This is a genomic window from Sphingomonas sp. DBB INV C78, from assembly GCF_042693015.1.
GTDB lineage: Bacteria > Pseudomonadota > Alphaproteobacteria > Sphingomonadales > Sphingomonadaceae > Sphingomonas_E.
In genome coordinates this window covers 1,350,769-1,373,614 of record NZ_CP170544.1, presented here as the reverse complement: position 1 = coordinate 1,373,614, position 22,846 = coordinate 1,350,769, and the positions used below count along the sequence as shown (strand labels likewise).

General features: G+C 64.1%; 16 protein-coding genes. 10 read left to right on the top strand and 6 right to left on the bottom strand.

The window, feature by feature from the left end:
- The first annotated feature begins 54 nt into the window (after positions 1-54).
- The 6 genes from ACFB49_RS06545 to ACFB49_RS06520 all read left to right on the top strand — a co-directional run bounded on the left by ACFB49_RS06545 (position 55) and on the right by ACFB49_RS06520 (position 6,769).
- Positions 55-1,083, top strand: coding sequence for a LacI family DNA-binding transcriptional regulator (locus tag ACFB49_RS06545; protein ID WP_380877485.1), 1,029 nt, complete (start codon positions 55-57; stop codon positions 1,081-1,083).
- Positions 1,084-1,223: 140 nt separating this feature from the next.
- Positions 1,224-2,060, top strand: coding sequence for a 5-dehydro-4-deoxy-D-glucuronate isomerase (kduI, locus tag ACFB49_RS06540; RefSeq protein ID WP_380877483.1), 837 nt, complete (start codon positions 1,224-1,226; stop codon positions 2,058-2,060).
- A 9-nt stretch (positions 2,061-2,069) separates the two neighbouring features.
- The gene (gene kduD / locus ACFB49_RS06535; RefSeq protein WP_380877481.1) at positions 2,070-2,825 is read left to right on the top strand and encodes a 2-dehydro-3-deoxy-D-gluconate 5-dehydrogenase KduD; all 756 of its coding nucleotides are present in this window, start codon (positions 2,070-2,072) and stop codon (positions 2,823-2,825) included.
- Between the two features lie 13 nt (positions 2,826-2,838).
- Complete coding sequence (locus tag ACFB49_RS06530; RefSeq protein ID WP_380877479.1) at positions 2,839-3,852, top strand: PfkB family carbohydrate kinase; 1,014 nt, start codon at positions 2,839-2,841, stop codon at positions 3,850-3,852.
- A 70-nt stretch (positions 3,853-3,922) separates the two neighbouring features.
- Positions 3,923-4,954: an aspartyl protease family protein gene (locus ACFB49_RS06525; RefSeq protein WP_380877477.1), complete on the top strand. Its 1,032-nt coding sequence runs from the start codon at positions 3,923-3,925 to the stop codon at positions 4,952-4,954.
- A gap of 84 nt (positions 4,955-5,038) precedes the next feature.
- Entirely contained in the window at positions 5,039-6,769 is a 1,731-nt protein-coding gene (locus tag ACFB49_RS06520) for an FAD-dependent oxidoreductase (RefSeq protein WP_380877475.1), read from the top strand.
- Positions 6,770-6,927: 158 nt separating this feature from the next.
- On the opposite strand, the gene ACFB49_RS06515 is transcribed toward ACFB49_RS06520, so the two are convergent.
- From ACFB49_RS06515 to ACFB49_RS06490, 6 genes are all read right to left on the bottom strand, one after another.
- A complete protein-coding gene (locus ACFB49_RS06515; RefSeq protein ID WP_380877472.1) occupies positions 6,928-9,147 on the bottom strand; it encodes a hypothetical protein in 2,220 nt (739 codons plus the stop codon).
- Positions 9,148-9,532: 385 nt separating this feature from the next.
- On the bottom strand, positions 9,533-10,597 hold the full coding sequence (locus ACFB49_RS06510) for a cupin-like domain-containing protein (RefSeq protein WP_380877470.1): 1,065 nt from the start codon (positions 10,595-10,597) through the stop codon (positions 9,533-9,535).
- Positions 10,598-10,680: 83 nt separating this feature from the next.
- Positions 10,681-13,380, bottom strand: coding sequence for a TonB-dependent receptor domain-containing protein (locus ACFB49_RS06505; protein WP_380877468.1), 2,700 nt, complete (start codon positions 13,378-13,380; stop codon positions 10,681-10,683).
- 80 nt (positions 13,381-13,460) lie between these two features.
- On the bottom strand, positions 13,461-14,984 hold the full coding sequence (locus ACFB49_RS06500; protein ID WP_380877465.1) for a hypothetical protein: 1,524 nt from the start codon (positions 14,982-14,984) through the stop codon (positions 13,461-13,463).
- Positions 14,985-15,204: 220 nt separating this feature from the next.
- Positions 15,205-15,984 (bottom strand): PDZ domain-containing protein, encoded by a 780-nt coding sequence (locus ACFB49_RS06495; RefSeq protein WP_380877463.1) that lies wholly within the window; start codon positions 15,982-15,984, stop codon positions 15,205-15,207.
- Between the two features lie 58 nt (positions 15,985-16,042).
- Positions 16,043-17,794, bottom strand: a complete 1,752-nt coding sequence (locus ACFB49_RS06490) for a DUF885 domain-containing protein (protein WP_380877461.1) — start codon at positions 17,792-17,794, stop codon at positions 16,043-16,045.
- Between the two features lie 425 nt (positions 17,795-18,219).
- Here ACFB49_RS06490 and ACFB49_RS06485 point away from each other — a divergent pair, with 425 nt between their 5' ends.
- The 4 genes from ACFB49_RS06485 (at position 18,220) to ACFB49_RS06470 (ending at position 22,677) form a co-directional block, all read left to right on the top strand.
- Positions 18,220-19,791: a hypothetical protein gene (locus ACFB49_RS06485; RefSeq protein ID WP_380877459.1), complete on the top strand. Its 1,572-nt coding sequence runs from the start codon at positions 18,220-18,222 to the stop codon at positions 19,789-19,791.
- 174 nt (positions 19,792-19,965) lie between these two features.
- Positions 19,966-20,529 (top strand): elongation factor P, encoded by a 564-nt coding sequence (efp, locus tag ACFB49_RS06480; RefSeq protein ID WP_380877457.1) that lies wholly within the window; start codon positions 19,966-19,968, stop codon positions 20,527-20,529.
- Positions 20,530-20,636: 107 nt separating this feature from the next.
- The gene (locus ACFB49_RS06475; protein WP_380877454.1) at positions 20,637-21,461 is read left to right on the top strand and encodes an inositol monophosphatase family protein; all 825 of its coding nucleotides are present in this window, start codon (positions 20,637-20,639) and stop codon (positions 21,459-21,461) included.
- A gap of 61 nt (positions 21,462-21,522) precedes the next feature.
- A complete protein-coding gene (locus ACFB49_RS06470; protein ID WP_380877452.1) occupies positions 21,523-22,677 on the top strand; it encodes an SMP-30/gluconolactonase/LRE family protein in 1,155 nt (384 codons plus the stop codon).
- Positions 22,678-22,846 lie beyond the last annotated feature (169 nt).

The window sequence follows — 22,846 nt, the reverse complement described above, 5'->3', positions numbered from 1 at the left end:
TTTTGTGCAAGCCGGGCATTGGCGGGCCCGGACTTCTGCGGTATGGCGGGGTTAATGAAGAAGAGCGCTCAGCCGACGATCAACGACGTCGCCCGCTTGGCCGGTGTCTCCAAGAAGACAGTCAGCCGCGTCATCAACCGATCGCCTTTGTTGAACGACGACACACGCAAGCGCGTGCTCGAGGTCATTGGCGATCTTGGTTATATTCCCAATCCGCAGGCGCGCGCGCTGGCGCTGCGCCGCAATTTCCTGATCGGCCTAGTCCACGACAATCCAAACGCCCAGATGGTGCTCAATGTCCAGCAGGGCATGCTGGAAGTGCTGCGTTACACCGAGTTCGAACTGATCGTCCGGCCGGTCGATCGCGGATCGCCGTCGATGCTCGAAGATGTGCGTCATTTCCTCGAACGGCAGCGCCCGTTCGGCGTGATGCTGCTGCCGCCGATTTCGGAAGATCCGTCGTTGGCCGCGCTCTGTGACGAGATCGGCGTGCGCTATGTCCGCATGGGGTCCGCACCGCTGGACGGCGAAGATCATATGGTCGCGTCGAACGATCGCGAGGCGGTGCGCGACGCGACAAATTATCTGATCGAGGCTGGGCATCGGCGGATCGGCATGGTGGCGGGACCGCGGGGTTTCCGTTCGGCGCACGAACGGCAGACCGGGTTTGAGGAGGCGCTGAAGGGCGCCGGTATCACTCCCGATCGCGGCCTGGTGATTCATGGCGATTATACCTTTGCGTCCGGCATCAAGGCGGCCGAGCGGCTGCTCGATCTTTCGCCGCGGCCCACCGCCATCTTTGCGTCGAATGACGAGATGGCGGCCGGCGTGCTGCACGCGGCGCGGCAGCGCGGGCTGGAAGTGCCGCGCGACCTTTCGATCGTCGGCTTCGACGATACCGCGATCGCGAGCCACCTCTGGCCGCCGCTTACCACCGTGCGCTGGCCGATCCAGTCGATGGCGCGCTCCGCCGCGATCAAGCTGGTCGGCGGCGCGGATGGCGGCGTCGAGGAAAATGAAAGCGCGTCGCTGTTCCTGTCGACCTTGATCCGCCGCGCCTCAGTCGCACCACCGCCCGCCTGATCTTCGCTGCGCAGCATGAGCGAAAAATCAGACATGCCTTGTCTCTGCTTCTGACACCGGTTACCAATGTTTCGACTTCGGTTGCCGGTGGGAGAGGCGTATCTCCCTCGCCGCGGCCTGACGACATCACGGAGCCCGACATGTTCGACAAGACCTTCCACGCCACCCACCCGGACATGATGGACGGCGTCGACAACCAGCAATTGCGCGATCGCTATCTGGTTTCGGGGATGTTCGTGGCGGGCGAGGTGCGCCTAAATTATTCGCACAATGAGCGTTTCGTGATCGGTGGTGCGGTGCCCGTGGGCGCCGATGCGCTGCGTCTGCCCGACCAGATCGAGCCGGCGAGTGCTGCGGGCCACGCCTTCCTGGAACGGCGCGAGATGGGCGTGGTCAATATCGGTGCTCCGGGCAGCGTGACGGTGGATGGTCAGCGCTTCGATCTCGCCAACAAGGAAGCGCTTTACGTGCCGATGGGATCGAAGGAGGTGCTGTTCGCTGGCGATGGTGCGCGCTTCTACATGGCCTCGCTGCCCGCGCATAAAGTCTGCCCGATCAAGAAGATATCAATGGCGGAAGCCAATCCGCTGGCGCGCGGCGATCTCGCCAATTCCAACCAGCGGACGATCTACCAGCTAGTAATCCCCGGCGTGTGCGAAAGCGCGCAATTGCTGATGGGCCTGACGGTGCTGGAAACGGGCAGCGTCTGGAACACGATGCCGCCGCACCTCCATGATCGCCGGTCGGAAATCTATCTCTACTTCGATCTCGAAGGGAATGACCGGGTGTTCCATTATATGGGCGAGCCCGAGGGCATGCGGCACATCGTGATCGGCAATGAGGAGGCGGTGATCTCGCCCCCCTGGTCGATCCACATGGGTTCCGGCACCAAGAGCTATGCCTTCATCTGGGCGATGGGCGGCGAGAATCTCGATTATACGGACATGAACGTCCTCGATATCTGCCAGCTCAAGTAAGGCACCGGCATGGGCAACGCATTCGACCTTTCCGGCAAGGTGGCGATCGTCACCGGCGCCAATACCGGCATCGGGCAGGGCATCGCGATCGCGCTTGCCGAGGCCGGCGCGGATATTGCGGCGGTCGGCCGCAGCACCGCCGACGAGACGGTCGAGCGTGTCCGCGCGATGGGCCGGCGTGCGATCAACATCTCCGCCGATCTTGCGACGATCGAGCCGGTCGGCCGGATCGTCGAGGAGAGTGTCGCGGGGTTGGGCGGGGTCCATATCCTGGTCAACAATGCGGGGATCATCCGCCGCGCCGACAGCATCGACTTCACCGAGGCCGACTGGGACGCGGTGATCGACACCAATCTGAAATCGGCCTTCTTCCTGGCGCAGGCGGCGGCGCGGCGCATGATCGCGCAAGGGCACGGCAAGATCATCAACATCGCGTCGATGCTGAGCTTTCAGGGCGGCATCCGCGTACCGAGCTATACCGCGTCCAAGAGCGGTATCGCCGGTCTCACCAAGCTGATGGCAAACGAGTGGGCGGCGAAGGGTATCAATGTGAACGCGATCGCGCCCGGCTATATCGCGACCAACAATACCGAAGCGCTGCGCGACGACGAGAAGCGCAATGCCGAGATATTGGGCCGCATTCCGGCGGCACGCTGGGGCGATCCGGCCGATCTGGGCGGCGCGGCAGTGTTCCTTTCCTCATCGGCGGCGAATTATGTCCATGGGCATATTCTCGCGGTCGATGGCGGTTGGCTCGCGCGCTGAGGGAAGGGCAGGAATGACTGGCCGCACCGCATTCTTCGGCGAATTGCTGCTGCGGTTGACCGCGCCTGGGCGGGAACTGCTGCTGCAATCGGGGCGGCTCGACGTCCATGTCGGCGGGGCGGAGGCCAATGTCGCGGTCGGCCTGGCGCGGCTCGGCCATGCGACGCGGATGGTGAGCGTGGTGCCCGAAAATCCACTGGGCGATGTGGCTGTGACCTTTCTTCGCGGCCATGGCGTCGATTGCACGCATGTCGTGCGGGGCGAAGGGCGGATGGGGCTCTATTTCCTGACCCCCGGCGCGGGGCTGCGCGCGTCTGAGATCGTCTATGACCGGTCTTATTCGGCCTTTGCAATGGCCGATGTCGACCGCTTCGACTGGCCGGCGTTGCTGGAAGGATGCGATCGGCTGCACCTCTCCGGCATCACCCCGGCGTTGGGGCCGGTCATGGCCGAGGCAGCGATAAGAGCGGCGGAGGCGGCACGGGCGATGGGGCTTTCGGTCTCCTTCGACGGCAATTACCGCGCCCGGTTGTGGGAAGCATGGGATAGCGATCCTCGCGCCGTGCTCACCCGGCTGGTCGGGCTGGCGGACATATTGTTCGGCAATCATCGCGATATCGCGTTGCTGCTCGACAAGCCCTTTCATGGCGACGGGCCGGAGCGGCGGCGCGAGGCGGCGGAGGCGGCCTTTGCCGCTTTCCCGAACCTCAAGCTGATCGCATCGACCGCGCGGCAGGTGGTCGATGCCGACCATAACCGCATCGCCGCGCGCATCGACACGCCGGCGGGCGCGCACCAGACCGCGGAGGTGACGGTGACCGGCATCGTTGACCGGATCGGCGCCGGCGATGCCTTCGCGGCGGGCGTGCTGCACGGCCTGGCCGATAGCGGCGGCGACATGGACCAGGCGGTCCGCACCGGTCTGGCGCTCACCTGCCTCAAGCATTCGCTGCCCGGCGATGCGAGCCTGTTCGGCCGCGCGGACATCGACGCTTTCCTGAGCGGGGAGATGGACGTCCGCCGCTAAACCGGGGGGGCGCGACGGGAGGGCCAAGCCTTCTCGCCCGGATGCTGATAAACTGCGGCGCATGAAGAGGATGCGCTGGCTTCTGTGCCCGGCTTTTGCGCTATTGTTCGGCGCTGGTGCGGCCTGTGGCAAGCCGCCTGCCGTGCCGCCGACCAGGATGCCCGCGCTGCCGCCTGCCATAATCGACGATACGCTCGATATCGGCGGCGATGACATCAACGCGCGCAAGGTGCGCACGCGCATGGCCGTCGAGGTGCGGGTGAACGGCCAGGGACCGTATCGCTTCGTCGTGGACAGCGGCGCCGACAGTTCGGTCATCGGCCAACGCGTGGCTCGCGCCTTGCAGTTGCCGCCGGGCACTCCAGTCACCCTGAACGCGATGACCGGCACGAGCAGGGTCGATCGCGTGCTCGTGGATGAGCTGTTGATCGGGCAGAGTACGGTAAGGGGGCTGGAATTGCCTGTGCTGCAGGAGGTCGATCTGGGTGGCGACGGCATGATCGGCATCGATGCGCTGGTCGAGCAGCGCCTGATGATGGATTTCGAGAAACGGCTGATCAAGGCTGAGGACGCGCGGTTGCCGGCCCCCCGTTATGATGGGGAAATCGTCGTCACCGCGCGGCGACGGCGTGGGCAATTGATCCTGACCGAGGTCCGAGCGGCGGGCCTTCCGGTCGATGCCGTCGTCGACACGGGATCGGAGATCACGATCGGCAATCTGGCACTGCGGAACAAGCTCATCCGCGGAAACAAGGACAAGTTCAGGACGGTCGCGATAAGCGGTGTCACCGGCGTGACCATCAATCTCGAACTGGCCTATATCCGTGAGCTCAAACTGGGTTCGGTCACGCTGCGCCATGTGCCGATCGCCTTTGCCGATGTTCCACCCTTCACGGTGTTCGGCCTTGCCGACACGCCATCGCTGATGCTGGGGACCGACCTGCTGGAGACATTCCGCAAGGTCTCGCTCGATTTTCACAAGCGCAAGGTGCGCTTCCAGCTCAAGCGATGCGGATCGAGCGGAATCATCATCAACACGTCGCCTGCCACGTCGATCACGCGGCTCTCCTCGGGCGACAATGCGCAGGTATGCAGCCGTTAACGGTTCCTGATTTCATCATACCCATTGACCATACTATCAGTCTGCCAATAATCCGGACGCGAAGCAGCAGCGCGCCGGAGGCATATGAGCGAGTGGGACGTCATCGTTGTGGGATCGGGCGCCGGAGCGCTGACAAGTGCGATCCGTGCCCATGATCTCGGCCTGTCGGTGCTGGTGATCGAGAAATCCGACCGCTTCGGCGGCACCTCGGCCTTGTCGGGCGGCGGTATCTGGATCCCGATGAACCCGCAGATCGCGGGGTTGGGCGGCGAGGATAATTTTGCCGACGCATGGACCTATGTGACGACTGCGACCAGGGGCATGGTTTGCGAAAAGCGACTGCGCGCCTATCTCGAAACAGGGCCGAAGATGCTGGGCTGGCTGGCCGAGAAGACGCGGCTGACCTTCAAGGCCTTGCCCAAATATCCCGATTATTATCCTGATCTTGCCGGTTCACGGCCCGGCTATCGCACGATGGAGCCGAGCTTCTTCAACGCGGCCCGTTTGGGCGAGCATTTCGACGAGCTGCGCCCGCCGGCGATCGGCACGCTGCTGCTTGGTCGTGTATCGATGGGGCAGGCGGAGGCCGGTGTCCTCTTTGCCCGCGCGCCCGGCTGGATGGTGCTGACGGCGAAGCTGCTCGCGCGTTACTGGACCGACCTTCCGTCGCGCCTGCGCGGGCGTCGCGACCGGCGGCTGGCGCTGGGGCAGGCGCTGATGGGTGGGCTGCGCGCATCGCTTGCCGACCGCGACATTCCCTTGTGGCTTAATACGCCTTTCACCGGGCTAGTGATGGAGGAGGGGCGGGTTGCCGGTGTCATTGTTCAGCGGGACGGACGCAGCGAGCAATTGACCGCGCGCCGGGGCGTGATCCTTGCGGCGGGCGGGTTCGAGCGCAATCAGGCGATGCGCGAGCGTTATCTGCCCAAGCCCACGCAAGCGACGTGGACGGCCGCGGGGCCGAGCAACACGGGCGACGCGATCGAGGCGGGGATGGCCGCTGGCGCCGCGACCGAGTTCATGGACCGGGCATGGTGGTCGCCGACGGTGCCGATGCCGGGGCAGGACACCAGCTGGGCGGTGATGGTGGAGCGATGCGCGCCGGGCTGCGTGATCGTCAACGCGCAAGGCCGCCGCTTTGCCAATGAGGCGATGCCCTATCTGGAATTCGGCGAGGCCCAATATGCCGACGATGCGGCGGGCCATGGCGCCGTTCCGGCATGGATGGTGTTCGATGCGCGCTATCGCTGGAAATATGCCGCCGGCCCGCTGCTGCCCGCGCAGATATCCCCGGATCGCAAGCTTCCGAAGGAATGGGAGGGGAGTATCTATTTCAAGGCGGACAGCCTTGAGGCGCTTGCGGCCCGGATCGGCGTCGATGCGGCCGGCCTTGCCGCCACGGTGGAGCGCATGAACGGCTATGCGGCGACCGGCAAGGATCTGGAGTTCGACAAGGGCGGCAATGTCTATGATCGCTATTATGGGGATCCGACGAACCAGCCCAATCCCTGCCTTGGCGCTTTGACCAAGGCGCCATATTACGCGCTGAAGCTCAATCCCGGCGATATCGGCACCAAGGGCGGGTTGAAGGCGGACGAACATGCCCGCGTGCTTTCGACCAAGGGCGCCGTCATTCCGGGACTATACGCCATCGGCAATAGTTCTGCGGCGCTAATGGGACCTTCTTACCCCGGTCCCGGATCGACGCTCGGGCCGGCCATGGTGATGGGGTTCCTTGCGGCGGCGCATATCGCGAATGGCTCTGAGGGAGATGCGCGTGTTAGCCGAAGTGAATGGGAAAATTCGGCCGCTTGATGTCGGATAGCTGCGGGGTCCGACCTGAAGCTGCCTGACAGCAGCAATTCAGCAGATAAGGTGAATATCATCCGCCGTTGCGACGGCAGGTTCAATTAGCGCGCAGGCGCGCGGAAATCGACAGGCCCCCGTCGTCGGACGAGGGCCTGCCTGATCCCTCACACTATCTCGAGCGCGAAGGATGCCGTCTCGTGATAGTCATAGGCGTCGATGAACGATCCGCCATTATGGTGCTTTGCATCGACGTGGAGATGCACCGAGAAGGTGCAGCGCCGGTGGGCGTTGTTGCTGGGCGGGAACGGCCCGAGCAGGGTCGCGAAATCCATCGTGTTGGATTCTTCGACCGCCAGTTCGCCCTGATCCGCCGTGCCGGTTTCCAATATGCCCGACGGCCCGTTCAACCCGCGCTGCCATGTCAGCGTATAGCCGCGCATGAAGGAGTTGGTGTCGGTGGGACCGCCGCCGGTCGTCACGCCATCTTCATGATAGGCCCGGAAGCCGACCGAGAAGAGCGTGGTGCCCGGCCCGGACATGAACTGGCATTCGTCCGTGCTGGGGGCGTGGTTCTTGCGCAGATCGAAAATGTCGCCAACCACCGGCGTGTTGTTGACGTTGAAGATGTGCGCACAGTCCGCAAAGGGCACGTTGGCGGTGTCATCCGGCGCTTCCCAGCGGCGGAACTGGAACGCGGCGGCCGCTCCCGGATCCCCCGCGGGCGATCCGTTGGGCTTGATCCGCGCGCCGCCGGGGCCGAACAGCTCGATGATGAGCATGTAGCGGCCATCAGCGAAGTCCGTGGTGTTCCAGCTCTGGTGGAATTGGCCCGACAGCCAGTTCATGCCGTTGCTCCAATAGGGAACGGTGAACAGGCCCGCTTCGCCGCCGACATCCGCCGGATTGGCGGCAAGGCCGGTGGAGGTAGTCTTCACATCGCCGCCGATGAAGACGTAGCGGGACCAGGCGACGGGCGCGTCGAGCACGGTTGGCGTGCCCACCGGATCGCCCGCCGCATCGACCGCGACGACCTTGAGCCGGTAATAGACGACGGTCCCGTCCAGCGACGGCGAGAACCACAGACGGAGACCGAGGCCGCCGCCCCATGGGGCATCGGGGACACCGGCAAAGTCATAGAGGCCGGAGTCCGCGACGAGCGAGGCGACATTCGACAAGCCGGTCTGCACCGGGAAGTTGAAATGGTGGGTGCCGGCGCCGGTGACATGTTCTAGCATGACGAAAGGAATGCCCTCGCCCGGATCGGGCGGTTCCGGTCCGTCGCCGCAGGGCCGCGCCGCGGGATGCGAGGTGTGGAGATCGGCTTCCTCGCCCTCCGCGAAATAATCATGGCCGGCGACGCCGTCATAGACGGTGGTCCAGATACCGTTGATCTGTTGCTTCACGCGATAGGCGAAGGTGGTGAAGCAATGGTGATAGAAGGGCTCCAGCCGGCGCGGGCGCCAGTAGCAGAAATCGAATTCGCCGCCGGGCTGGATGAACACCTCGCCAACCTTGCGCACATTACAGTGGCAGATGAAAGCGCTGAGATAGGGGCGGTCGAGGACGAAGGATTCCACCTCGCTCGGATGCAGGCGGAGCAGCGCCTGATAATCATGATAGACGCGTTCCGAGACGGTGGTCTCTTCGAGCGGAAGCTTGTTCGGAGGGGGGAATGCCGTGCGGAGCGAACCGCGACGCAGCGCCGCCGAGTGGAGCGCGGCGCGCAGCGGTGCGCGGGTGGCGAGGCCCCGCAACGGTCCGGGATCGGGATCGGGCGGGTTCGGCCCGTCGATCGGCACGGGAATGCGTTCCAGCACGTCGCGCAGGCGATCGAGCAGATCATCATAGACGATATGATGGCAGCAGCAGTGCCGTTCATAGACCTCCACCTTGCCATCGCAGAGCGGCAGGCAGCGGAAGGGTAGGATGATGCTCTGCGCCGAGAGATCGCCGACGCGCTGGAGCGCTTGGCGGCGCTGGACGCCGAGCTTGGCGGTGGCGACGGTGGTAACGGCGAGATCATACCACCACGGCCGGCATTTGCGGACGCGGCCGCTGACGCAGATGATGTCGCGCAACAGCACCGACCAGCGATCTTCGGGGATGAAGAGGCCCCGTTCCAGCCAGTCCTGCGCCACCTGATCGGCGCGATAATGGATCAGTGTCGCGGGATCGATGCCCGCGGGATTTTCGACATCGGGGCCGATCGCGATCCGCGAGCCCTTCAGACGGCCGGGATCGACGCCCAGCAGGCCATTGTCGATCGTAGCGACCTTCTTGGTAGGCAGTCCGCCATCATCGATCAGGTAAAGCGCCGCTGCGGGCGCAGGCTCATTGTCACCAAGCCCGACGAAACGGACGGTGATCCCACTCTTGCTGGCCATGGTTCAGGCCTCCTCGCCTTGGGGTTGAAGGCGCGCGGAAGCAGGGCAGGGCAGCTCTATCGCCAGTCTCGACAGATTTCATGGCACGCGCACACCCACGATACTTCACGCACGATGCGGCCCTTGCGACGTGATTTCGGGAGTTGCCCCTGCATGAGTCGCGGGTTGAACTATGAAGGAAATGCAATTCTTCAGTAGTTTCCGTCGACCATCGTGACGTTTGACGCGACGAATGCGTCAGAGAGATATTGCGGATATATTGGTCGTATCGACGCTATATTTATGAAGAATTTCGAATGAGCGGCGGAGGTTGATGACGAAATCGTCGATCGCCGCTCGTGTCAAAATGGATAATGTGGAAGATGATCGCGCCGCAACGCGCCCGTCACATCGCGCCATAGCTTTGGTAGCTGGTGTGAAAATCATTGTCCCACACGAAGTTGGTGAAGGACATGCCGATCGTCGTGTCCAGCCCTTCGACATGATGCCACCAGCCTACCGGAATGAAGAGTGTGTCGCCGGGATGGATGTCGCAGGTGACGGTGGTCGGTCGCTGCGCGTCGGGCAGCGTCGCGAAGGCATCAGGGCCGGGCCACTGGCTGTAGCAGTGGAGATGGTTGAACATGCGCTGCGTTTCCCAGATCGGCACCAGGGTCACGCGCTTGGTGCCGGCGATCTGGACGAGGAAATTGTTGGTGAGATCGTGGTGGAAGGGCGTGATCGTGCCCTTCGGCCCCATCCAGAAGAAGCCGTCGCGGATCGTCGCGGGATCAAGGAAGCCGGGCATGTCACCGATTTCGTCCCACAAAGGTGAAAGTATCAGGCGATTGTGGCCGCCATTATTGGCGGTGACGTAATAATCGTTGCTGGGCTCGCCCGAGCGCAGCCGATCGAGCAGGCGGGCGAGCGGCATCCGCGTCTTGTGCTTGTCCGACCGGATCTCATAGTCGGGGTCGTTCTCGCGGCCGGTCTGCACCTCGATCTCGATATCGCGGAGCGTCTCAAAGCGATCGAGCGTCCAATTGCGCGCGGGCCAATGATCGATCAGCCCACGGATCACGACTGGGCGGCTGGCGGCATAATGATCGCGCAGGAAGGCATCCGGCTCGGGCCGGTCGATCACCGGCACTTCGCGCGGCAGCGCCATGGCGGCGAGGCGGGCCATGGAATCGAGCACCCAATCGCGCTTGGCTAGCCGCGCGGCGACGGTGTTGCCGGCCTGATAGTATGGACTGGTCGATGCGGCGCTGAGTTCGGCCGCGATCACCTCGGCCGGGGCGCCCAGTTCGGCGAGGCGCGTCGCGATCGGCTCCACCGCGGAGCCGAGCAGCAGGTTTTCGGCGATCCAGCGCTGCCATTCATCGTTGATCCGCGGCGTCGGCGCAGTGCCGACGAGCTGGCCGGGACGCTTGGCAGCACTACGCGCCGCCTGACGCTTCAATTTCCGCATTCAGAAAAGCTCCGTCATCATCGCCTTCCCCTGATAGGCGATGATGACGTTACAGTGACAGTCGGCAGGGGAGGCGGCGCCAATCAGAGCTTGATCGTTGCGCCGAGCGAGAAGGCCCGGCCCACATCATAGCGGTTGAGGTAGATCTTGTTGTCGCCCGACTGCTGATATTCCTGATATTTGGTGCCGGTCAGGTTGCGGGCCTCGAACTTGATCTCGAAGTTGGAGCCGAGGAAATCGACCTCCTGACGGGCGACGAAATCGAGGCGGAAGCCGGGCTTTTCGACGATATCCGGCTGGCGCAATTCGCCCTGGATCGGACCGCGGTTGGTGACGCGCTTGCTGGCATAGGTCAGCATGATGGTCTGCTGCGACAGGCCGTCGGTATCCTCGAAGCCGATCTGCAGGTTGGCGATATGATCGGACTGGCCGGTCAGCGGCGCGCCATCCTCGAACAGCACGTTCGCGGGGAGCGGGTTCTGCTGCGGACCGAACACCGTCTCGTCGCCGACCTTCAGCTTCGACTTGGTGTAGGTGTAGTTGCCGGCGATCAGCAGGCGGCGGCTGACCCAGAATTCGCCCTCGCCGAAGATACCGTCGAGCGGGAAATATTTCTGGATGTCGAATTCGGCACCATAGAGTTCAGCCTTCGGTGCGTTGGCGAAGCCGGTGCGCAGCGCGCCGCCGCCGGCGAAGAAGGCCACCGTCTCGATCGGATTGTCGATCTGCTTCCAGAAGCCGGCGACCGTCACGCGCTCCCCACGGCCGAAATAATATTCGTAGCGGGCTTCCGCGTTGATCAGCTCGCTGTCGACCAGCAACGGGTTGCCGGTGAACTGGCGATCGGATTCATAATCCTGGTAGATTTGCTCGGCCAGTTCGCGGAACTGCGGACGCGCGATCGTCTTCGACGCGGCCAGACGAAGCTGCATGTCCTCCGCGAAGTTCCAGGTCAGCGTGCCGCCGGGCAGGAAATAATCATTTTTGAGGTTGGTCTGAACGAGGCCAGGGCCGATCGGCAGCACGGTTTCCTTGGCGTCTTCATAACGGACGCCCGCGGTGGCCGAGAAGCCGCCGCCGAAATCCGCCTCGCCCTGGATGTAGCCGGCGTTGATTTCCAGCGTGGCATCATAGGCCGCAGCGCCCTCCGACGAGGAAACGTCGCGGAGCTGGATGTTGTAGGTGTAGATATTGTAATCGGACACCAGATAATCGGGCCGTTCCTGCGCCACCACGAGCGGCAGCGCGCCATCCGGCCGGAAATATTGATACTGGTAGCGCGACGAGGTGCGATCCGTCTTGGTGTAGGCGTAACCCGCCGTGACGCTTGCCTTCATCGCCGTCGGCAGCGTGTAGGTGAGATCGGCCGCGCCGGCATAGACGTCCTCGTTGAGGTCGCTGAAGGCGATGTCGGCGGACTGGCCGCCCGAGGTGAGGTTGTTCACATAATCGCCGGCAACCGCGCTGTAGGCGTAGTTGAAGCTGCGCTCATAAGGCGACTTGCGCTTCGAGTTGGCATAGGTGCCGCGGACGTCCAGGCCGAAATTGCCGAACTTGAACTCGCCGACAAGCTGGGTGTCGATGAGCTGCCGTTCGAACCAGTAGGTGTTCTGCTGGATCAGCGAGGCAGGCTCGCCCGCGACCGGATCGGAGACATTGCGATCGAAGCCGGCCGAGAGGCGTCCCTGCTTCAAGGTGTCGCGGATATAGAGGTTGGTCCAGCGGATCGCCTGGCCGTCGCCGAATTCATAGCCCAAACCGAGCAGACCGTTCAGCAGGATTCGGTTTTCGGTGATGACCGTCTGGAAATCGGACTGCGGGATGCCGGCGAGATCGGGGTCGAGCGAGCTCTGCTGCAGCACGTCGCGCGTGCGCCAGCTATTGTTGTAGGAGGCCGCCGCGATCAGGCCGAGCTGGCCGTCACCCACGTCCCACGCCTTGCCGCCCGACAGATCGACGCCGAAATTGGCGGGGATATTGTGGTTGCGCTGGAGCAAAGTGGTCGAGGCGTTGCTGAGGCTTGCCGTGATGTTCTGGAGCTCGGCCGCGGTGTAGTTGCCGCCATTGAGCGGCTTGTTGTTCTTGATCGCGCTCTTGATGCCGGCGGGCACGTCGCGGGTGCCATCGTCGAAGCCGGTCCAGTCCGTATCGGAGCCATAATAGGTGTAGCCGAGCTGGCCGGTCGTTTCGGTATCACCGCTGATGCTGACGCCCATTTCGAAGAAGGGCTTGGTCGGCACCGCCTTGGTGGTGAGGTTGATCACGCCGCCGCCGAATTCGCCGGGATAATTGGCGGAATAGCTCTTCTGCACGAGCGCCGAGGCCAAGGCGTTGGTCGGGAAGATGTCGAGCGGGACGACGCGCTTCAGCGGTTCCGGCGAAGGCAACGGGGAGCCGTTGAGGAGCGCGGCCGAATAGCGATCGCCAAGGCCGCGCACATAGACGAAGCCATTGCCGACCACGGAAAGGCCCGTCACGCGCTGGAGCGCGCCGGCGATGTCGCCTTCGCCGGTGCGGGCGATTTCCGCCGTCGACAGCACGGCGACGACTTCCGGCGTGGCGCGGATCGGTTCGGGGATATAGCGGCCGGTGACGACGATGTCGGGGCCGCTGCCGCCGCCGGGGATGGAGACGTCGACCTTCTCCTGATCGCCGCCGTCATCGGCCGGTGCAGGAGCATTGGTGGTGGCCGGAGCTTCCGGGGTCGTCTGCGCAAGCGCGGCCGGCGTGACCAGCGCCGTGGTGAGCAGGAGCATGCTCCCGATGGTGAGCGGCTTTTTCATATATCCCCCGGAATTCCCGATAATCAGTCGGGGGCGGCAACCGTGCGGCGCCGCCCCCTTTGTCAGAAGGTGCGCCGGCCTTAGAGCGCGGTGCAGGAGCGGCTGGTGCTGCCGAACGAGACGTAGCCCGCGTTGCAGGTCCAGCCGGCATACCAGGTGTCGGTCGCGTCGCGGACGGCGCCGATATAGCTGGTGTTGACCATGAAGGTGCCCAGCGTCGAGGCGTTGAACGCGGTGACTGCGGCTTCGTTGGCGCCGTTGATGAACACGCTCGTCAGCGTCGGCGTATAGGCCGAGTTGTTGTTGTTGGTGCCGCTGCCGAAGATCGTGGTGATATCCGTCAGGGCGACGTTGCCGTCGTCACGGAACGGCGCACCGCAAGCCATCACGACCGAGCGGAAGACCGGCGGGCCGGCTTCATCCTTGGCAGCGTCGGCCGGCTGGATCGTCGTGCCCGCCGTCGCGTCGATATCGAGGCAGTTGTTGCCGCCGGTGACGACGCCGTTGACCATCGTATAGTCCGTGCCGCCGCGCAGCAGCATGGTGTTCAGGCCCTGGACGGTCGAACGCTGGACGAAGGTGAAGTTGGCGAGACGCGTGTTCTGACGCGGCTGCGCATCTTCATTGCCGTTCGAGTCGGCTTCGATCATCGAATCGCCGTTGTTGGCGTCGCGCTGCACGCCGATCACGAACTGGATGAAGCCCTTGTAACCGAGATCGGTGTCGAGGCCGTCATCGTCCGCGCCGGTGATGACCAGATATTTCAGGTTCGGACGGCCGCCGAAGATTTCGATGCCGTCGTCCGAGCTGTTGTGAACCTGGATGTGATCGAGCGTGGTGCCCGAGCCGACGCCGCCGAGGGTAAGGCCCTGAAGCTCGTTGCCCGGTGCGATCGCGAAGCCCGAATAACGGATCTGGACGTAGCGGACGACGCCGCTGTTGTCGGTGGCCGTGGCGCCGCCATAGAGGCCGTTGGACGTGCCCTCGACGACGTTTTCGCAGCCGACCGAGCCGCCCGGAACCGCCGCGCTGCAATCGCTGATCGGCGCGCGGCCGAGCAGGATGACGCCGCCCCACAGGCCCTGGCTGCTGTCGGTGGCGGTGCCTTCGATGTTCGAGCGGGCGGTGAAGATGATCGGATCGGTCGCCGAACCTTCGGCGAAGAGCTGCGAACCGCGGTTCACGACCAGATAGTCATTGCCCGAAGAACCGAAGACGGTGACGCCCGGCTCGATCGTCAGGATGGCGGCTTGGCCGCCGGCCTTCGCGCCATCGCCACCGACATCGGTGCCGACATCGACGCGGCCGGAGAGCGAGTAGACGATGCCCGCGGTCTTGCGCAGGATCAGGTTGGACGAGATGCGGCCCTGAAGCGCGCAATTGCGCAGATTGTTGACGATGCCGACATTGGTGGTGCCGGTGGGGCAATCCGCCGGGGTGGGCGTCGGGGTCGGCGTCGGAGTCGGGGTGGGCGTCGGGGTCGGCGTGGGCGTCGGGGTCGGCGTGATGATCACGCCGTCACCCGGCGAGGCGACATCGTCCGCGCCGCACGCGACGAGCGAGAGCGCGCTCCCGAGAAGGAGGATATTCCGGAGATAGGTCATGGGTGCCCCTTTGTAATGGCCAGGTCGCCGGCGTCCCCGAGTCCTAAAAAACCTGACTCGTCAGTGCCGTTGCGAGGTCGCCCTAGAGGCATAAAATGATAGTAATATTACAGACGTTTTAGGATATTTGATGATTTTATACTGTCATATAACTGATATTTTACAGACATAAAATCGAAACATGTTTGAAATTTGAATGTAATCAAATTGTAATACGTAATTACATGTTGGAAGAGTCCATGCGTGCCTCGGCACGCTTGCCGTTGCGTTCATATTCGAAGACGACGGTCGACGAGATCGCGATTTCTCCGGCGAGCTTGTTGACCTCATCCTCGCTGGCGAAAGCGCGGCCGTTAATGCCGGTGACGACGTCGCCGGGCTTCAAGCCCGCCTTGGCGAAGGCGGGCATATCCACGCCGGGACGGATGGCGAAGCCGGTGATGCGACCATCGTCGCGCTTGCGGGCGGTGAGGCCGGTGCGGAAGGCGATCGTCTGGTCGGTGCTGCTCGCGGCCGTGCGCTTCGCGGGTGTCGGCCGCGCGAGGCTGGCGATCTCGGCGCCGGGAAAGGCGATGCGGACTTCGGAGCCGTTCGCAGAGAAAACAGCGGATTGCGGCTCGATGGCGGTGAGCTTCACGCCGGGAAGCACATCGCGGCCGACGGCAAAGCTGCCCTGACGGCCGCCGGGAAACTCGACGATCACCGCGCCAATATCGGCGGCGCCCATCACCCCGCGCAGGACGAGGCCGGAAATGTCGCCGGCTGGCTGGGCTTGTGGGGCGACGGGTGTCGGCGGGGGCGGTGGGGCCGGGGGCGCCATGATCGCGCTGTCCGGTGCGGGAGCCTCGGTGAGCGCGGCGGATTCGTCGGGCGCGGCGGGGCGCAGCAGCGCCACCAAGCCCGCGGACAAAACGATGCCGCCTGCCGCCGCGATGATCCATTCGCGCGCCGACCCATTCGGGCGACGACCGGCGATGGCGGGGAGGGCAGGCGAGCGCATCGCTACCGCTTATGGCGATGCGGTTACAATGGCGTGACAATTGGGAGGGGGTGAGCCCTTACTTTCCGCCTGCCGCAATGAATTCGTGGATGCGCTGCTCGAGCACCGGCAGCGGCACGCCGCCAAGCGCGAGGATCGCGTCGTGGAAGGGACGCTGGTCGAACTTCTCGCCGAGCTTGTCCTCGGCTTCCTTGCGCAGGCGCCGGATCGTCATTTCGCCGAGCTTGTAGGCGAGCGCCTGGCCCGGCCAGCTGATGTAGCGGTCGACTTCGGTCTCCACCTCATGTTCGGAAAGCGCGGTGTGGTCGCGCAGATAGGCGATCGCCTGATCGCGGCTCCAGCCCTTGGAATGGACGCCGGTATCGATCACTAGGCGCGCGGCGCGCCACATCTCGTAGGAAAGCTGGCCGAACTCCTCATAGGGCGTTTCGTAGATGCCGAGCTTGCCGCCGAGCCATTCGGTATAGAGGCCCCAGCCTTCGCCATAGCCCGAGAAATAGGTCTCCCGCCGGAAATCGGGGCGCTCGGGCGCTTCGAGCGCGAGGGCGGCCTGGAAGCTGTGGCCCGGCGCGCATTCGTGGAGGGTGAGGGCGGGGATGTTGTAGAGCGGCCGCGACGGCAGATCATAGGTGTTCATCCAGCACGCCTCGAGCCCGCCGCGGCCTGCCGTCCAGAAGGGGGCGATCGCATCGGGCACCGGCAGGATGGTGAAACGGTAACGGGGCAAGAGGCCGAAGGCGTCCTTGAGCTTGCCGTCCATCTTCTTGGCGACATAGGTCGAATAGCTGACCAGCTCGCGCGGGGTCTTGGCAGTGAATTGGGGATCGGTGCGCAGGAATTTCAGAAATTCGGGGAAGCTGCTCTTGAAGCCGGTTTTCGCCATCACCTTGCGCATTTCAGCGTCGATACGCGCGACTTCGGACAGGCCGATCGCGTGGATCTGCGCGGCGGTGAGATCGAGCGTCGTATATTCGCGGATTTGCGCAGCATAATAGGCCTTGCCGTCGGGCATCGCCTCGGCCGCTAACGTGGCCCGCGCCTTGGGCATATAGTCGTCGCGCATGAAGGCGAGCAGCTTGGTGTAGGCTGGGACCACCGCTTCGTTGAGCGCTGCCTCGCCCTGTTGGCGCAGCTCCTCGCGCGTCGCGGCCGGAATGGTGTCGGGTATCTGCGCGAAGGGGACCATGAAGGGGTTCTTCATGGGATCGGCGCCGATGAAGGAAGCGATCGAGGCGTCGCGGCCGGCGAGCGTCGCGCGCGGAACGCTGAAGCCGCGCTTCAGGCCGGCGCGCATATTGGCTTCATGCTCGGCGAAGTAACGCGGCACATCGCGCATGCGGGCGATGTAGCGGCGATATTCGTCTGCGGTACGGAAGCCGCGGCTGGGGGCGAGATGCGCCCAGAAGCTCGAATCGCTGTTGAAGGGCATTTCATAGCCCTTGAAGCGGACGTCGTTGGCCAGCGCCTCCACACTGGTGCGGAAGACGGCGTAGTTGGTGCGTTCCTCGGCAGAGAGCAAGGATGGTGAGAGGCCGTCGAGCTGCTTCAGGACGTTCGTCCAGTAAACCAGGCGCGCGGCCTGGGTGGCCGGATCGACCCGGGGAAGGTGATCGTCCGTGGCGTTCCAGCCGCTTTCGTCTTTCAGCATGGCGAACTGGTCCATCCGCCAGTCCCATTCGACCGTATATATAGCGCGGAGCCGGGCGTCGGCCTCGGCGCTCCGCGGCGGCGCCGGCACTGTTGCAAAAGCGGGGAGTGGCTGCAGGGAAAGCGTGGCAAGCCATGCAGCGAGCGCGACCGTGCGGATCATGCGGATAAGGCTCCGATAGAAGGACTGCGACGCTTTTAACGAAAAGCCCGGATGCTCCAAGGGGCGGCAGGACCGGCGCGGCCCCGCTGGCGATTCGCCGGTCCGGCGGCAACTTGCGATATTCTACAGGTAATCGGCCGCATTACTTGCGCCCGTCTTCAGGCGGGAAAGTTCCGCGATCCGTCTCTCCATAATACCGGCTCACCGACAATCGTCCTTAAGGCAAGGTGAACAGCCAAACTTTAACCACTCGTTATGACCTGGGCCGGCATTCACAGGCTTCCTGGCGAGTGGGGGCGCCGCCCGGATAGAGGTGATCAATAAAAATGGCACGAGTCGCATCCCAATCCGCTAAAAAGGCGGGCCGTGTAACTATCGGTTCTATATCAGCATTTGCCGTTATTGGCATTGCCTCCGCTGCTACTTTGACTTTGTCCGGCCTGACGGCATCGATTTCTCTGCCGTCACTTAAGCCGACAAGCTCGCCTGTCACGAAGGTTCCGACCGGGAACAATGGCAGCACCCAGCCGACCCCGCCGACGCCGACCGAGCCCGCACGGCCCGATCCTTCCGCGCTGGGCGTCAACCTGTCGTCGCCGAACTATTACATGCAGGACCGCGCGCTGATGAACCTGGCGCAGGGGGCCAGCTTTGGCAGCCAGCGTCCGGGTATCTCCGGCTGGCAGACCTTCAATCCCGCGCAACTCGATGCCAATGGCAACGTCATTTCGCTGCTGACCGGCGAATATGCCCATCTGATGCTTGTGCCGCCGGAAGGTGCGATGGGGGCCAGCGCGACGCGCATCCGCTGCACCTGGACCGGCAAGGGCACGCTGACGCCAGGCGGCTCGGTGAGCGGCATCGCGCGCTCCACCAACGCCTTCGAATTCGATTGGGCGCCGTCGGGCGCCGGCAAGGCCAAGACGGTTTGGGTGTCGATCACCCAGACGGACAAGGCTGATCCGATTCGCCAGATCGATTGTCGCGAGAAGGATGCGTCGGCAACGGCCCTGTTCTCGGCGCAGTATCTGCAGCAGTTGCAGGGCTACAAGATCCTGCGCTTCATGGATTGGCAGAACACCAACGCCAATGCGCCCGTGACCTGGGCGACGCGCGTGACGCCGCAGACGCTGAACCAGGCCGGCACGCTGGGTGTCTCGGTCGAATATATGGTGGCACTCGCCAACCAGACCGATACCGATGCCTGGTTCTCCATGCCGTGGAATGCGGACGAGGACTATATCCGCCGCTTCGCCACCTATGTCCGCGACAATCTCGAGCCGGGCCGCAAGGTCTATGTCGAGATGTCGAACGAGGTGTGGAACTGGGGCTTCAAGGTAACGCTGCAGGCGCGCGACGAAGGTCTCGCCATGGGCCTGTCGACGTCGCCCGGCGACGCCGCGATGTACCGTTACTCGCAGAAGACGTCGTGGATGCAGAAGATTTGGACTGACGTGTTCAAGGCGGACCGGTCGCGGCTGGTTCGCGTGGTTTCGAGCCAGAACGCCAATCCGTGGGTGGCCGAACAGATCCTGAAATATGGCGACACCGCCCAATATGTCGACGCGCTGGCGACGGCACCCTATTTCGGTGGCGGCACCTTCGGCGGCACGCGGGCGACGATCACCGACCTCAACAACATCTTCGCCTATCTGAACGCGGACGTCGACGCGACGATCGCCAAGGCGATCGAGAACAAGGCGGTCGCGACCCGGTATGGCAAGCGTTACATCACCTATGAAGGTGGTCAGCATGTCGTGCATTCGGGCAATGTCGCGCTCGTCACCGCCATCAATCGCGATCCGCGGATGTATGGTCTTTACAAGAAGTATCTGGCCGCGTGGCGGACCCAGGGCGCGGACGCGATGACCTTGTTCAACTCGACCGGCCCGATCAGCCAGTATGGTGCCTGGGGCATGCGCGAATATGCCGGCCAGCCGATGGCCGAGACGCCGAAGCGCCAGGCCGCGGCGGACTATCTCGCCAAGGCTTACTGATGGGGCCGCCCGATCGGGCGAATCCATGACCGAAACTCGATGGCGGCCGGGCGAAATCCCGGCCGCCTTTTTCTCATGCGCAAACGGCCGCCTTTATGCGGCGCTTGCCGGAAAAGCCGCGTGAGGCTAAAGGCCGCGCCTGCTCTTTCAAATCCTGAACACGAGACCTGACCCATGAAGATCAGCGGCGTCGATATCCGTCCCGGCAATATCATCGAATATGAAGGCGGCATCTGGCGTGCGGTCAAGATCCAGCACACCCAGCCCGGCAAGGGCGGCGCCTATATGCAGGTCGAGATGAAGAACCTGCGCGACGGCCGCAAGAACAATGTCCGCTTCCGCTCGGCCGAAACGGTGGAGCGCGTGCGTCTCGACACCAAGGATTTCCAGTTCCTGTTCGCGGATGGCGATACGCTGACCTTCATGGACAAGGAAACCTATGACCAGATCACGCTGCCGCGCGATCAGCTGGGGGATGCCGCCGCCTTCCTGCAGGACGGCATGGACGTGGTGATGGAGCTTTACGAGGAAGAGCCGATCAACGTGCAGCTTCCCGATACGGTTGAAGCGACGATCGTCGAGGCTGACGCGGTGGTGAAGGGCCAGACCGCTTCTTCCAGCTACAAGCCGGCGCTGCTCGACAATGGCGTGCGCGTGATGGTGCCGCCGCATATTTCGAGCGGCACGCGCATCGTCGTCGATGTCTACAGCCAGGAATATGTTCGCCGCGCGGACTGATATTTGCCTTCTTCGGTATCCGGAAGTGGGCGTCCGCATGAAGCGATCGCCCACTTCTTTGTTTATTGCACAGGAACCTTCCGGCAAGCTGGCGGGTGGAGATTGAAATGGTTGCCCATTCCGGCCTGATCACTGTCATGGAACGCGCCGCCCGCAAGGCCGGCCCGCGCCTGCGTCGCGACTTCAACGAAGTCCAGCAGCTTCAGGTGAGCCGCAAGGGCCCGGCCGACTTCGTGTCGATGGCCGACCAGCGCGCCGAACAGACGCTGTATGAGGAGCTGAAGAAGGCCCGGCCCGACTGGGGCTTCGTGATGGAGGAGCGCGGGCTGGTCGAGGGCGATCCCGACAAGCCGCGCTGGATCGTCGATCCCCTCGATGGCACCTCCAACTTCCTCCACGGCATTCCGCATTTCGCGATCTCGATCGCGGTCGAGGATCCGCGCGGGGCGGGCGGCAAGACCGAGATCACACACGGCCTGGTCTATCAGCCGCTGACCGACGAAAGCTTCTGGGCGGAAAAGGGGCGCGGCGCCTGGCTGCAGGATCGCCGGCTGCGCGTTTCGGCGCGGCGTGATCTGCTGGACGCATTGATCGCCACCGGCATTCCCTATGCCGGCCATGGCGACATGAAGCAGTGGAGCGCGATCTTTGCCGCGGTGGCGCCGGAAGTGGCCGGTGTCCGCCGCTTCGGCGCGGCGTCGCTGGATCTCGCCTGGGTGGCGGCCGGCCGTTTCGACGGCTTCTGGGAAAGCGATCTCGCCGTGTGGGATGTCGCTGCCGGCATGTTGATGGTGCGTGAGGCGGGCGGCTTCGTCACCGATTTCCGCGGCGGTGACCGCGCGATCGATCGCAGCGAATTCCTGGCCGCCAACGACACGCTCCATTCCAAGCTGCACAAGCTGGTGGGCGGCGCGCTGAAGGCTCCACGCTGAGATGCGGCGCAGGCTGATCGGGCCTGCGCTCCTGATATTGGGGGCCGTTTGCCTTGGCGCCATGGCGTCAGGTTCACGGGCTCCCTGGCCGGATTCGCCTGCCGAAGCGGCGGACCCCGCGCATTTTCCCGAAAGCGCGATGGTGCTGCGCGGCGCGATCGGCGACGCGATCGAGAAGGGCGACAAGCAGGCCGTTGCCAAGGGCGCAGCCACGCTGGCCGCGATGGGTAGCGGCTTGAGGCCGGAAAGCCGCGCCCGCATCGCGCCCTTCCTTGACCCCGAACAACGGGATGCCCTGTCGCGGCAGTTCGACGACAATGTCGATGCGGTGACCTTGAGCGTGCTGGAGGCCGAGATTCCGGCCGAGCATCGCATCGTCGAAGGCGTGGCGTGGGACGCCAAGACCCAACGCCTGTTCGCGAGCACGGTGATCGACGGGCGGCTGCTGGTGCGCGAGGGCAAGACCTGGCGGACGGTGCCGTTGCAAGGGCCGGTCGGTGGGCTGTTCGGCATGGCGGTGGATGCGCCGCGGCGTCTGCTATGGCTGACATCGGGGCTGGCCGAGCAGGTAGCGAAGCCGGAAAAGGCGTTTCGCGGGCTGATCGCAGTCGATCTCGACCGGCTGACGGTGGTTCGCCGCGTGCCGATTGCCACGGGATCTCCCGGCGACCTGGCGGTCGCGGCCGATGGCTCCGTCTATGTCAGCAATGGCGAGACGGGCGCAATCCATGTCTGCGCGCCGGGTTGCGACAAGGTTCAGGATCTGCTGCCGCCGGGCCGTTTCCGCAGCCCGCAGGGGCTGGCTTTCTCCAGGGACGGCAAGCTGCTCTACATCGCCGATTATGGCTATGGCATCGCCGTCTATGATCTACGGCGCAAGGCGCTGAGCAGGCTCGCCGCGGCCAAGCCGGCGATGCTGGACGGCGTGGATGGGCTGGTGCGCCACAAGAGCGATCTGATCGCCATCCAGAACGGCACCAATCCGCGGCGGATCATCAGGCTGCGGCTGGGATCGGACGGGCTCACCGTTCGTGCGATCGAGATTCTCGGGCGGTCGAATCCCGACTGGCCCGAACCGACCTTGGGCGTGATCGCGGGCGACAACCTGCTTTTCGTCGCCGACGGCCAGTGGGAGCGGTTCGGATTGAAGGGCGTCCCCATCGGCAATGCGCCGCCAAAGCCCACTCCCATCCGGGCGCTGCGCCTGCCGAATTGAGCGCGACGCTGCCGCGACGGAATTGCGAATCATTCTCAGGGCTTCGGAGCCTTGCTTCGCGAGTGCAGCGTGCCTAGAAGCCGGGCCGAAAGGCCGGATTCCGGCCGGTTTTGATTTTTGCCGCGATTTCCGCGCTGACGGTCGCTCCGTCGGATACGGAATCGCACAA